The sequence below is a fragment of the Herbaspirillum sp. genome (assembly GCF_035644555.1).
Classification (GTDB): Bacteria; Pseudomonadota; Gammaproteobacteria; order Burkholderiales; family Burkholderiaceae_D; genus Herbaspirillum.
The window spans coordinates 139,773-152,332 of the sequence record NZ_DASQOH010000070.1; the positions used below are offsets into that span (position 1 = coordinate 139,773).

The 12,560-nt window shown below is 64.2% G+C and carries 11 protein-coding genes; 6 read left to right on the forward strand and 5 right to left on the reverse strand.

The window, feature by feature from the left end; genetic code table 11:
- Nucleotides 1-77: 77 nt before the first annotated feature.
- The 6 genes from pdxA to VE092_RS19620 all read left to right on the forward strand — a co-directional run bounded on the left by pdxA (nt 78) and on the right by VE092_RS19620 (nt 6,813).
- Entirely contained in the window at nt 78-1,106 is a 1,029-nt protein-coding gene (gene pdxA, locus VE092_RS19595) for a 4-hydroxythreonine-4-phosphate dehydrogenase PdxA (protein ID WP_324879666.1), read from the forward strand.
- A gap of 27 nt (nt 1,107-1,133) precedes the next feature.
- The gene (gene rsmA, locus VE092_RS19600; RefSeq protein WP_324879667.1) at nt 1,134-1,916 is read left to right on the forward strand and encodes a 16S rRNA (adenine(1518)-N(6)/adenine(1519)-N(6))-dimethyltransferase RsmA; all 783 of its coding nucleotides are present in this window, start codon (nt 1,134-1,136) and stop codon (nt 1,914-1,916) included.
- A gap of 157 nt (nt 1,917-2,073) precedes the next feature.
- The gene (locus VE092_RS19605) at nt 2,074-2,463 is read left to right on the forward strand and encodes a hypothetical protein (protein ID WP_324879668.1); all 390 of its coding nucleotides are present in this window, start codon (nt 2,074-2,076) and stop codon (nt 2,461-2,463) included.
- Nucleotides 2,464-2,689: 226 nt separating this feature from the next.
- Entirely contained in the window at nt 2,690-3,094 is a 405-nt protein-coding gene (gene gloA / locus VE092_RS19610) for a lactoylglutathione lyase (protein WP_324879669.1), read from the forward strand.
- A gap of 150 nt (nt 3,095-3,244) precedes the next feature.
- Nucleotides 3,245-4,498: a chloride channel protein gene (locus VE092_RS19615; RefSeq protein WP_324879715.1), complete on the forward strand. Its 1,254-nt coding sequence runs from the start codon at nt 3,245-3,247 to the stop codon at nt 4,496-4,498.
- 182 nt (nt 4,499-4,680) lie between these two features.
- Complete coding sequence (locus tag VE092_RS19620) at nt 4,681-6,813, forward strand: TonB-dependent receptor (protein ID WP_324879670.1); 2,133 nt, start codon at nt 4,681-4,683, stop codon at nt 6,811-6,813.
- Between the two features lie 19 nt (nt 6,814-6,832).
- Here VE092_RS19620 and VE092_RS19625 read toward each other — a convergent pair whose 3' ends face one another.
- The 5 genes from VE092_RS19625 to glyQ all read right to left on the reverse strand — a co-directional run bounded on the left by VE092_RS19625 (nt 6,833) and on the right by glyQ (nt 12,472).
- Nucleotides 6,833-7,813, reverse strand: coding sequence for a M48 family metallopeptidase (locus tag VE092_RS19625; RefSeq protein WP_324879671.1), 981 nt, complete (start codon nt 7,811-7,813; stop codon nt 6,833-6,835).
- Nucleotides 7,814-7,866: 53 nt separating this feature from the next.
- A complete protein-coding gene (locus VE092_RS19630) occupies nt 7,867-8,652 on the reverse strand; it encodes a lysophospholipid acyltransferase family protein (RefSeq protein ID WP_324879672.1) in 786 nt (261 codons plus the stop codon).
- A 58-nt stretch (nt 8,653-8,710) separates the two neighbouring features.
- Nucleotides 8,711-9,268, reverse strand: coding sequence for a D-glycero-beta-D-manno-heptose 1,7-bisphosphate 7-phosphatase (gene gmhB, locus VE092_RS19635; protein WP_324879673.1), 558 nt, complete (start codon nt 9,266-9,268; stop codon nt 8,711-8,713).
- Between the two features lie 87 nt (nt 9,269-9,355).
- Nucleotides 9,356-11,476: a glycine--tRNA ligase subunit beta gene (glyS, locus tag VE092_RS19640; protein WP_324879674.1), complete on the reverse strand. Its 2,121-nt coding sequence runs from the start codon at nt 11,474-11,476 to the stop codon at nt 9,356-9,358.
- A gap of 78 nt (nt 11,477-11,554) precedes the next feature.
- Entirely contained in the window at nt 11,555-12,472 is a 918-nt protein-coding gene (gene glyQ / locus VE092_RS19645) for a glycine--tRNA ligase subunit alpha (RefSeq protein ID WP_324879675.1), read from the reverse strand.
- Nucleotides 12,473-12,560 lie beyond the last annotated feature (88 nt).

The following is a 12,560-nucleotide window of genomic DNA, read 5'->3' on the forward strand; positions in this document are numbered from 1 at the left end:
CCCTTGCGCGCAAGAGGCCGGCCCCGTTGCCGGCTCTTGCATTTTTGAAGCCCGCTATCGGGAGCCCAGAAGACGCCATGAACCGACCCATCCTTGCCCTGACCTGCGGCGAACCGGCCGGCATCGGTCCCGAGATTTCCCTGCGTGCCGCCTGGGAGCTGCGCGCAGAGGTGCGCTGCATCCTGCTCGGCGATGCCGCCCTGTTGGCCCAGACCGCTCATGACCTCGACCCCGCCATGCGGGTGGCGGCCATCTCGATCCAGGCGTGGCGCAACAGCGGCCTGCCGCATTTCCCGGTGGATTGCCTCACCGTTATCGATTGCCCCGTGGCCGAGCCGGTACGCCCGGGCGTGCTGGATGCCCGCAACGGCCGTGCCGTGCTGCAGACCCTGGATCTGGCCGTGCAGGGGGCGCTGGCCGGCGCTTTCGCCGCCATCGTCACCGCTCCCCTGCAGAAGAGCACCATCAACGATGCCGGCGTGGCCTTCACCGGCCATACCGAATACCTGGCCGAAGTCACCCGCACGCCGCAAGTGGTGATGATGCTGGCCGGTGGCGACGCCCCCCATCTGCGCGTGGCCCTGGCCACCACGCACCTGGCTCTGAAGGATGTGCCGCAGGCCATCACCGCCGCCGGTCTGGCGCGCACACTGGACATCCTGCAGGCCGACCTGCGTGGCAAGTTCGGCATTGCCCGCCCGCGCATCCTGGTCACCGGCCTGAATCCACATGCCGGCGAAAACGGTTACCTGGGCCGCGAGGAAATCGAGGTCATCACGCCCGCACTGGAAGCCGCCCACGCCCGCGGCATCGATGCCCGCGGTCCCTATCCGGCCGATACCCTGTTCCAGCCCAAGTATCTGGAGCAGGCCGATTGCGTGCTGGCCATGTACCATGACCAGGGTCTGCCGGTGCTCAAGTTCGCCAGTTTCGGCCATGGCATCAACATCACGCTCGGCCTGCCCCTGATCCGGACATCGGTCGATCACGGCACCGCCCTGGATCTGGCCGCCGCCGGCCTCGGGCACGCCGACCACGGCAGCATGCTGGTGGCCATCCGCGCCGCCGCCGACATGGCGCGCCGGCAACAGAACACGGGCCGCTGAGGCCTGCCGCAACGACAAGACAAGACCATGAAACATATTCCGCGCAAGCGCTTCGGCCAGAACTTCCTCACCGATGACGTGGTGCTGCATGACATCATCCGCTCCATCGCCCCCGCAGCCGACGACGCCATGGTCGAGATCGGCCCCGGCCTGGCGGCGATGACCGCCTTGCTGCTGGAGGGATTGCGCCACTTGCACGTGGTGGAACTGGACCGCGACCTGGTGGAGCGCCTCAGGAAGCGCTTCGACGCCAGCCGCCTGACGGTGCATTCGGCTGACGCGCTCAAGTTCGATTTCGCCAGCATCCCCCTGCCCGAGGGTCGCAAGCTGCGCGTGGTGGGCAACCTGCCTTACAACATATCCAGCCCCTTGCTGTTTCACCTGGCCGAGATCGCCCCTCAGGTGCAGGACCAGCATTTCATGCTGCAAAAGGAAGTGGTCGAACGCATGGTGGCCGAACCGGGCGGCAAGGCCTATGGCAGGCTGTCGGTGATGCTGCAATGGCGGTATCACATGGAGCTGCTGTTCGTGGTGCCCCCTACCGCCTTCGACCCGCCGCCACAGGTGGATTCAGCCATCGTACGCATGATTCCGCTGGCGCAGCCCATGGCCTGCCAGCAAGCCCTGCTGGAGCAGGTCGTGACCAAGGCCTTTTCGCAACGGCGCAAGGTGATCCGCAACTGCGTGGCGGGCCTGTTCAGCGAAGATGAATTGCGACAGGCCGGGGTCGATCCCCAGGCCCGCCCGGAAGCCGTGCCGGTGGAACAGTTCGTGGCCCTGGCCCGGCTGCTGGAGGCGCGCCAGGCCTGAGCCGGCCCGCCAGCCCGACTGTTGCACTTTATTACAGGGCCGCGACCCAGCCGTAAGAACTGTAACGAAGTTTCATATTCGATGGATTTGAGCTGAAGCTGTCTTATATTGGAATCGTGCCGCGACAGATCGCGGCCTTCTTTGACAGGAGCCAATCATGGCCAGCAAAAAAATCGCATCGGTATTGATCGCCACCACCCTTCTTGCTTCCGCTGCCGTCGTCAGCACGCCGGCCATGGCGCATGACCGGGGCGGCAATGGAGTGGCCATCGCTGCCGGTATCATCGGCGCCGTCGCCATCGGATCGCTGATCGCCAACGCCAATTCCGCACCGGTCTATCAGGCCCCGCCACAGCAGGTGTATTACCAGGCCCCCCAGCCGGTGTACTACCAGCCGCCGCAGCAGGTGGTGTACGAGCAACCGCGTTATTACGCACCTCCGCCGCCGCGCCCGGTGCGTTACGTTGAGCGTACCGAAGTGCGCACCTATCGTTACGATGACCGTTATCGCTACGACGACCGTTCCGCTTATTACTACGGCCGTTGAGGCAGCATACGGGACTGGTCCCCCGTTAACGGTCCAGGACATCCACGGCGCAAGCCATCTTGAGGAAAAACGGGCAATCCACGGATTGCCCGTTTTTTTGCGTCTCCCTCTGCCGGCCACCGACTGCCTGGCCGCCCCGCATCTGCCCGCCTCGGGCGCGAGTCCCTCAAATCGGGGATAATGTCGGCTTGCGTCACATTAGCCATGAATCAAAAGGAGTCGCCAAGTGAGAATGTTGCACACGATGCTGCGCGTGGGAAATCTGGATCGTTCCATCGATTTCTATACCCAGGTGCTGGGCATGAAACTGCTGCGCAGGAATGACTATCCCGACGGCAAGTTCACGCTGGCCTTCGTCGGTTACGGCGAAGAGCGCGATCACACCGTGCTGGAACTGACCCACAACTGGGATACCGAATCCTATGACCTGGGCACCGGCTATGGTCACATCGCCATTGAGGTCGACGATGCCTACGCCGCCTGCGACGCGGTCAAGGCCAAGGGCGGCAGCGTCACCCGCGAAGCCGGCCCGATGAAGCACGGCAAGACCGTGATCGCCTTCGTCACCGATCCGGATGGCTACAAGATCGAGTTCATCCAGAAGAAGGAACAGTTCGACGCCGCCGACTGAGTCGCGCGCCGGTCAGCCTGCCAGCCCGCTCGCGCGGGCTTTTTTCATTCGGCAGGGACCAGCCGCCGGATTACCGCATCATCGCATCACTCCATCCAAGAACGACAGCAGGAACGCCAATTGAGTCTCTACCAACTTTCCAAAAGCCACATGCGCCGCCTGTGGGTCGAATACGGCATCCTCTGGAGCGGCGCCATCATCGTGGGCCTGGTCGCGGTGCTCTATGCGCAGGCCATCGAGATCGGCTTCGGATTCTTCCGCAGCATCGAGCACCGTTCACCCTGGCTGCCGCTGCTGCTGACGCCGGCCGTCTGCGCCGCTTGCGTGTGGATCACGCGCCGCTATTTCCCCGGTTCCGAAGGTAGCGGTATTCCGCAGGCCATCGCCACGCTGCATGGGGATACCGCCGAGCGCGGCAATGCGCTGCTCTCCATTCGCGTCATGGTCGGCAAGATCGTGCTGTCGGTGGTGGCGATCGCCGGTGGCATGACCATCGGCCGTGAGGGGCCGACGGTGCAGATCGGTGCGGCCATCATGTACAACCTGCGCCGCCTGTATCCGGCCGGCTACGAACACATGGAACGTCGCCTGATCCTGGCCGGCGCGGCTGCAGGTCTGGCGGCCGCGTTCAACACGCCGCTGGCGGGGATCGTGTTCGCCATCGAAGAACTTTCGCGCAGCTTCGAGCAGCGCGCCAGCGGGGTGGTCATCACCACCATCATCTTCGCCGGCCTGGTGGCGCTGTCTATCAACGGCAACTATACCTATTTCGGATCCATTGCCTTCCCCGGCGAGACCAGCGGCCGGCTGATCCTGGCGGTGGTGGTCACGGCGGTGCTGACCGGGGTGGCCGGTGGCCTGTTCTGCTGGCTGATTCTCAATCCCACGCGCTGGATCCCTGCCGCCGTGGTCACCCTGCGCGCCGAGCGCCCGGTGGCCTTCGCGGCCCTGTGCGGCTTCATCGTCGCGGTCATCGGCGTGGCTGCCGGCGGTGCCACCTTCGGCAGTGGCTACGAACAGGCGCATGGGTTGCTCAACGATGGCCAGGGCCTCTCGGTGTTCTACCCCTTCCTCAAGTTCGCTTCCATGATCGGTTCCTACCTGCCGGGCCTGCCAGGCGGCATCTTCGCGCCCTCGCTGTCCATCGGCGCCGGCTTTGGCAACCTGCTGCACCTGGTCTTCGGCGGCACCTCGCTGCCCATGCTGGTGGCACTGGCGATGGTCGGCTACCTGGCGGCGGTGACGCAGTCACCCATCACCGCCTTCGTGATCGTGATGGAAATGGTGGATGGCCATGCCCTGGTGATCTCGCTGATGGCGACCTCGCTCATTGCCTCGGCGGTGTCCAAGCTGTTCGCACCGCCGCTCTACGAGACCCTGGCAGAACGCTATATGCCGCACTGAGTGCCGCACCTCGACGGATGGCTGCGGCAATTTGACGCAACCGTCCGCCCCCTTGTCGCGCCTGGGGCGGCGCCATCCTCGTCACGCTCTCGCGCGGGTCGCGACAATATGTCGCAGCCCTGGACCGCCGCTCTTCCTGATAATTGTCAGCCTACCGATAACGACAATCACAGGGGAGTTCCATGCAATTGACACCTTGCGCCTGCGCCATTGCGCTGGCCTTCGCTGCGTGCGGCCATGCGCTGGCACAAAGCACCGACGACACCCGTCTACCCACCGTCACAGTCCATGGCGAGCCGTCGGCTCCGAGTACCACAGCCAATGCGGCAAGCGCAGACAGCACCGCGCTGCTGCGCGACCAGCCAGGCTTCTATACCGCTGCCGCCGGTGGCGTCTCGGCGCTGCCGGTGCTCAATGGCTTTGCTGCCGACCGCCTCAAGATCCGCCTGGATGGCATGGAAGTCACCGCCGCCTGCGGTAACCAGATGAACGCGCCCATGTCCTACATGCCACCTTCGCAGGTCGGCATGACGCGGGTGGTGGCCGGTATCACGCCGGTCAGCATTGGCGGCGACAGCATTGGCGGCAGCATCGAGCTGTCTTCGCCGCCCCCCCAGTTTTCGCAACAGGCGGGGCAGTTGTTGAGCAAGGGCGGCTTTTCGGTCTCGGCACGCAGCGTCAACTCCGAAGTCTCGACCTCCGTCAATGCCACGGTGGCCAGTGATAGTCTGTCGGTCAGCTACGTGGGGAGCCGGTCGCGTGCCGAGAGCTATGTCAACGGCAACGGCGACAAGGTCCTCGGCAGCCAGTTCGAGAGCAACAACCACGCATTGACCCTGGCGGCGCGGGGAGACGACCAGCAGCTGGTGCTCAAGGTCGGCCAGCAATACATTCCCTATCAAGGCTTCCCGAACCAGTACATGGACATGACGGGAAATCGTTCCACCTTCGCCAACCTGGGCTACGACCGTCGCTTTGGCTGGGGCAAGCTGTTGACCAAATTGTATTGGCAGCGTACCGAACACGAGATGGGCTTCTTCAGCGCAGAGCGCAGCGGCACCATGCCCATGGATACCCGGGGCCGTGACATGGGCTACAGCGTGCGCGCGGACATCGATCTGGGCCAGGACGGTGCCAGCGTGCTGCGCCTGGGTAACGAATTCCACAGCTTCCACCTCGATGATTTCTGGCCGCCGGTCCCGGGCTCGATGATGATGGGGCCGAGCACCTATGTGAACATCAACGATGGCAGCCGCGAGCGCATGGCACTGTTCGCCGAATGGGAACACAAGCTCGATGCGCGCTGGACCACCCTGGTTGGCGTACGCGACGAACTGGTCAGGACCGATGCCGGCAACGTGCAGCCTTACGGTACCGGCATGATGAACATGACCGATCTGATGGCGGCCAACGCCTTCAACGCACGGGATCACGCACGACGCGACAACAACATCGATGTCACGGCCCTGGCGCGCCTGGAGGCCGATGCCGGTCACACCTACGAGTTCGGCTATGCTCGCAAGACCCGCTCTCCCAACCTGTACGAGCGCTACACCTGGGGCCGCGGCACCATGGCCATGACCATGACCAACTGGTTCGGCGATGGCAACGGTTACGTCGGCAATATCGACCTCAAGCCGGAGGTGGCGCATACGCTGTCGGCCACGGCGGACTGGCACAGCGAGGACAGTGATGGTAGCGATGGTGCCGGGCCGCGCTGGTTCTTCAGGCTCACGCCCTACTTCAGCTATGTCGAGAACTACATTGATGCGGATGTGATCGGCAGCTTCAATCCCTACAGCGTGAGCAGTGCCGCCGGCAAACTGCTGCAGTTCGCCAACCACGACGCCCGTCTGTACGGCATCAATGCGTCGTGGAAATGGCCGTTGTGGCGCACCGCTGGCCTGGGTGACATTGCCTTTACCGGCAAGGCCGGTCTCACGCGCGGCAAGCGAGTCGATGGCGGCAACCTCTATCACATGATGCCTTTCAACGTGCTGGCTGCGCTGGAACAGAAACGCGGTGCCTGGACCCACCGCGCCGAATTGAACTATGTGGCGCGCAAGACGCTGGTGGACAGCAATCGACTGGAACCGGTCACCGCCAGCTACACCGTCGTCAATCTCAGGACCGCTTATCGCTTCAACCAGGCCATCAGCGTCAATGCGGGCATCAGCAATCTGTTCAACCGCAATTACGCCGACCCGCTGGGCGGGGTCTATCTGTCGGGACTGGCCAATGCCAAGAGCGGCAGCCTGCAAGCCTTGCCCGGCTATGGACGTTCGCTGGATGTGGGCGTGAATGTGAGTTTCTGAGCACGCCAGGGCGCGCCGGTCAGAAGATCGGCAGGGTTTCCGGCGCGCTGTCGCGCAAGGCCTTCTTGGCCGATTCGAACTCGGGGAAGATCGATTGCACCGTGGCCCAGAAACGCGGGCTGTGGTTCATCTCGCGCAGGTGCGCCAGCTCGTGCGCGATCACGTAGTCGATCAGCGGCAGGGCGAAATGCATCAGCCGCCAGTTCAGGCGGATGCGCGCATCCGAGGTGCAGGAACCCCACTGCGTGGTGGCCGACGACAGCGCATAGGAGCGGTAGGTCACGCCCAGTTTTTCGGCGTAGACCATCAGGCGCTTGCCGAACAGCTCTTCAGCGCGGGCCTGCAGCCAGCCCTGCACGCGATCCTTCAATTGCTGCTCGCCGGCGTCAGCCGGCAGGCTGATGTTCAGTTCGCGCGTGCCTTCGTCAAGGAACACCGCCTGGCGCTGGCCGGTACGGATGCGCAGGGTGATGTCGTTGCCCAGGTAGGGCAGGGTGGCACCGTCGCGCCACTGCATCTGCGGTTGCAGGCGCCGTGCCGAGCGTTCGCGCCGTTCATTGAGCTTGGACAAAATCCAGCGTTGCTTGTCGCGGATGGCGTTGTCGATTTCGGCCAGGCTAACCCATTTCGGTGCGGTCACGCGCAAGCCCTCGTCGCTCACCAGGAAACCGATGGTACGGCGCTTGGAACGCAACAAGGCGAAATCGATGGTGTGCTCGCCCAGCTGGATGCGCCGTCTGCCATCGGCCGGACGGCCGCTGGGGGGCGCCAGCAGGGGACTGGCGGGTGAGGGTGTGGCGGGGATCAGTGGCGTGGGCAGCGGTGCCGCATGGACCACCGGCTGCGGCGTGACGATGAGCGGTGGTTGCACCGTCGGCGACGGCAGCGCCGGGCCCGGGTCGACAGGCGAGGCGGCCGGCGCCGCTTGGGGCGTGCCAAACAAATCCAGTTGCAGCGAGAGCTGGTCGGGATTGGTCTTGGGTTTGCGGAGCAGTATCAAGGCGGTCGCGGCGTCCTGTGTTGCAGTTGGCTAAGGATTGCGGCCGCGCGGCATCATCGGGATGCTGCCTGGGCGGCCGGCCGGGGCGCGCTGTTTTTGTAGACGTCCGGCGAAATCACGCGCATCTCCGATTCTATCCAATTTTCGACGCGCTCGTTCAGTTCCTGCGGGGTGAGGCCTTCCGGCGAGATCGGCTTGCCGATGGATACCGTGATCAACCCCGGTTTCTTGATGAAGCTACCCTTGGGCCAGCACTGGCCCGAGTTCATCGCCACCGGTACCACCAGGGTATTGGTTTCCACCGCCAGGCGCGAACCGCCAGCCTTGTACTTCCCCTGCGAGCCGACGGCGGTGCGCGTACCTTCCGGGAACATCGTGATCCACTGGCCATCCTGCAGACGGCGGCGGCCATGTTCCAGCACCTGGGCAAAGGCGTCACGGCCTTTCTTGCGGTCGATCGGGATCATGCGCAGCAGGGCGATGCCCCAGCCGAAGAAGGGCACATAGGTCAGTTCCTTCTTGAACACGAACACCAGCGGACGCGGCATGTTGATGACGTAGAAGATGGTTTCCCAGGCCGACTGGTGCTTGGAGAGCAGGATCACCGGGGCGTCGGGCAGGTTTTCCTTGCCGCGGATCTCGTAGCGGATGCCGCAGATTACCCGCGCGGTCCAGATCACGAAGACATTCCAGCGCGACGTCCACCAGTATCGCTGGGCATAAGGGAAGGGGGCAGACAGCAGGCAGGCGAAGGACCAGATGATGGTGGCCACGGCCATCAGGACCATGAAGACCACCGAACGCAGGATCAGAACTAGGCGCAAAATCGTTTCTCCCATGCCAAGGCATGTTGTTGTTGTGAGGGGATGCCGCCCGCCGTGCGACGGGCTGCCGGCACTATACCGAAACCCCGACCGGCGACTTCAGGATGAAATCAACCACACCCGATAAATCCGGGAAGACCAGTGTGCCGGGCGGCAGGCCCCCCTTGGCCTGGGTCTTCTCGCCCTTGCCGGTCAACACCAGGTAGGGCGCGCAGCCGGCCACATAGCCGGCCTGCAGATCGCGCAGCGAATCGCCCACCGTGGCCACGCCCCCGCGCAGGCTGATGTTGAAGCGCTTGGCGATTTCGTGGAACATGCCGGGCTTGGGTTTGCGACAGTCGCAATTGTCATCGGCCGAGTGCGGGCAGAAGAATACCGCATCGATATCGGCACCAGCTTGCTGGGCCGCGGTGTGCATCTTCTGGTGGATGGCGTTGAGGGTCTTGATGTCGAACAAGCCGCGCGCCACGCCCGACTGGTTGGTCGCCACCACCACCCGATAGCCGGCCTGGTTCAGGCGAGCGATCGCTTCCAGCGAGCCCTTGATGGGGATCCACTCGTCGGGGGACTTGATGAAGGCGTCCGAATCATGGTTGATGACGCCATCGCGATCGAGAATGATCAGTTTCATGCCTGCTGCTTCCCTTCATGAACACCGCCGCGCAGGAACAGGCCCATGCGCGGCGGATCGGTACGACGGTCGGGCGTGGCGCGTTGCTTACGCTGCCAGCTTGGAAATATCGGCCACCTGGTTGAGCATGCCGTGCAGCGCCGCCAGCAGTGCCTGGCGATTCTTGCGCAGTTGCTCGTCCTCGGCGTTGACCATGACGTCGTTGAAGAAGGCATCGACGTTCTGGCGCAACTGCGCCAGCGCCTTCAGGGCAGCGGCGAAGTCGCCCTTTGCGTAGGCGGCCTCGACCTGCGGACGGGTGGTCTGCATGGCTGCAAACAGGCCCTGTTCGGCCGCTTCCTGCAGCAGGCTTTCCTGCACCGCGCCGTGGGCATCGATGGCCACGCCTTCGATCTTCTTCAAGATGTTGGTGATGCGCTTGTTGGCCGCGGCCAGGGCTTCGGCCTCCGGCAGGGCGGCGAAGGCCTGCACGGCCTGCAGGCGTTCGACCACGTTGTCCAGCACCTCGGGCTGCTGCGCCACCACCGCTTCGACTTCGTTCTGCGCAAAGCCGCGCTCGCGCAGCAGACCGCGCAGGCGGTCGTAGATGAAGGCTCGCACCTCGGTGCGCGGGTCCTTGAAATTGGCATTGCCGGCGAACAGTGCCGCAGCCGCGTCCAGCAGTGCGGTCAATGACAGCGGCAGGCGTTTTTCCACCAGCATGCGCAGCACGCCCAGGGCGTGACGACGCAGGGCGAACGGGTCCTTGTCGCCGGTCGGCTGCAGGCCGATGCCCCAGATGCCGACCAGGGTTTCCAGCTTGTCGGCCAGGGCCACGGCGGTGCCAGTTGCGGTGGTGGGCAGGGCGTCGCCGGCAAAGCGCGGCTGGTAGTGTTCGGAGGCGGCCAGGGCGACTTCGTCGGGCTCGCCGTCATGGCGCGCATAGTAAGTGCCCATGATGCCTTGCAGTTCCGGGAACTCGCCGACCATGTCGGTCAACAGGTCGGCCTTGGCCAGCAGGGCGCCGCGTTCGGCCAGGGCCACATCGCCGCCCATCAGCGCGGCAATCCTGCCGGCCAGCGCCTGTACGCGCTCGGTACGCTGCAGCTGGTTGCCCAGCTTGTTGTGGTAGACCACGTTGCCCAATTGTGGGACACGCTCGGCCAGGGTCTTCTTCTTGTCCTGCTCGAAGAAGAACTTGGCATCCGACAGGCGCGGGCGCACCACGCGCTCGTTGCCGCCGATGATGTGTTCCGGATGGGCGGTTTCCAGGTTGGAGACGATCAGAAAGCGTGAGCGCAGCTTGCCGGCGTTTTCGGTCAGCGCGAAATACTTCTGGTTGGTCTGCATGGTCAGGATCAGGCATTCCTGCGGCACGGCCAGGAATTCGTCCTCGAACTTGCATTCGTAGACCACCGGCCATTCGACCAGGGCAGTGACTTCATCCAGCAGTGCTTCGGGCATCAGCACCTGGTCGGCGCCGGCCTTGGACAAGAGGGCGGCGCGGATCTTCTCCTTGCGCTCGGTGAAGCTGGCGATGACCTTGCCTTGCGCGGCGAGCGCCTCGACATAGGTGTCGGGCGAGGCGATCTGCAGCGCACCGGAAGAAAGGAATCGATGGCCCAGCGTAGTGCGACCGGCGTCCAGACCCAGCGTATTGACCGGTACCACCTCGCTGCCCAGCAGCGCCACCAGGTAGTGCGCCGGGCGTACGAAATGCACGGTCTCGCCGGCGGCGCGGCCGAACTGGCGCTGGTAGCTCATCACCTTGGGGATGGGCAACCTGGTCAGGCTGTCGTCGAGCGCGGCCTGCAGACCTACGGCCAGCGCCGAGCCCTTGGCGGTATAGGTGTAGAAGAAGCTCTCGGCCTTGCCGTCCTGGGCGCGTTCCAGCTGGTCCGGGGTGATCACGGTGGCACCGGTGGAGGCGGCCAGCGCGGCCAGCTTTTTCACCAGCGGGGCCGAGGGACGGCCGTCAGCGTCCAGCGCCACACTGACCGGCAGCACCTTTTCGCGGATCGACTTGTCCGGCGAGGCGGCGCGTACCTGGGTGATGGAAACGGCCAGGCGACGCGGGGTCGCATAGGCCGTGGCGGCAGCGCCGGTGTCGAGATAACCGCGGCTTTGCAGGCCATTGAAGATGCCCTGGGCGAAGGCATCGCCCAGCTTGGCCAGTGCCTTGGGCGGCAGTTCTTCGGTGACGAGTTCTACGAGGAGTGTCTGGTTCATGTTGTCAGTCTTGCTGTCTTGCTCGGGACGTCGGCCTCACGGAGGGGCCGGCGCCGCATCATGTCATGGCGTTGCGCGTCAGGCCGCGGCCTTGGCCGGACCCTGGCCCAGCATCGGGAAGCCCAGGCGTTCACGCGATTCGAAGTAGGCCTGTGCCACTGCCCGCGAGAGATTGCGGATACGGCCGATGTAGGCGGCGCGCTCGGTGACCGAGATGGCGCCGCGGGCATCGAGCATGTTGAAGGTGTGAGCGGCCTTGAGGACCTGCTCGTAGGCCGGCAGCGCCAGCGGCACTTCCATGAGGCGCTTGGCCTCGGCTTCGTAGTTGGTGAACAGGGAGAACAGGAACTCTGTGTTGGAATACTCGAAGTTGAAGGTCGATTGCTCCACCTCGTTCTGATGGAACACGTCGCCATAGGTCAGATGCTTCTTGACGCCGTTCTCGGTCCATTCGGTCCAGACCAGGTCGTAGACGTTTTCCACACCCTGCAGGTACATCGCCAGGCGTTCGATGCCATAGGTGATCTCGCCCAGCACCGGCTTGCAATCGAGGCCGCCGACCTGCTGGAAGTAGGTGAACTGTGTCACTTCCATGCCGTTGAGCCAGACTTCCCAGCCCAGGCCCCAGGCGCCCAGGGTGGGGTTTTCCCAGTCATCCTCGACGAAACGCACGTCGTTCTGCTTCAGGTCCAGGCCCAGCGCTTCCAGCGAACCCAGGTACAGGTCAAGGATGTTTTCCGGCGCCGGCTTGAGCACCACCTGGTACTGGTAGTAGTGCTGCATGCGATTGGGGTTCTCGCCGTAGCGGCCATCCTTGGGGCGACGCGAAGGCTGGACATAGGCGGCACGCCACGGCTCCGGGCCGATCGCGCGCAGGAAGGTCGCGGTGTGCGAAGTGCCCGCGCCGACTTCCATGTCGTAGGGCTGCAGCAGCGCACAGCCCTGGGCGTCCCAGTATTCTTGCAGCTTGAGGATGATTTGTTGAAATGTCAGCATCGTGTGTGGTTGCCTGGCGAACCGGCGGAGGAATTGCGAAAACCCTGGATTTTAGCGTCTTTTGGGGCATTTGACCCGGTTTTGGCCG

Coding starts and splice junctions, on each gene's coding strand:
- VE092_RS19615 (WP_324879715.1), top strand. CDS start 3,245: ATGCGCCGCCTGTGGGTCGAATACGGCATCCTCTGGAGCGGCGCCATC.
- VE092_RS19605 (WP_324879668.1), top strand. CDS start 2,074: ATGGCCAGCAAAAAAATCGCATCGGTATTGATCGCCACCACCCTTCTT.
- gmhB (WP_324879673.1), bottom strand. CDS start 9,268: ATGAAACTGATCATTCTCGATCGCGATGGCGTCATCAACCATGATTCG.
- pdxA (WP_324879666.1), top strand. CDS start 78: ATGAACCGACCCATCCTTGCCCTGACCTGCGGCGAACCGGCCGGCATC.
- rsmA (WP_324879667.1), top strand. CDS start 1,134: ATGAAACATATTCCGCGCAAGCGCTTCGGCCAGAACTTCCTCACCGAT.
- VE092_RS19630 (WP_324879672.1), bottom strand. CDS start 8,652: ATGGGAGAAACGATTTTGCGCCTAGTTCTGATCCTGCGTTCGGTGGTC.
- VE092_RS19620 (WP_324879670.1), top strand. CDS start 4,681: ATGCAATTGACACCTTGCGCCTGCGCCATTGCGCTGGCCTTCGCTGCG.
- glyQ (WP_324879675.1), bottom strand. CDS start 12,472: ATGCTGACATTTCAACAAATCATCCTCAAGCTGCAAGAATACTGGGAC.
- glyS (WP_324879674.1), bottom strand. CDS start 11,476: ATGAACCAGACACTCCTCGTAGAACTCGTCACCGAAGAACTGCCGCCC.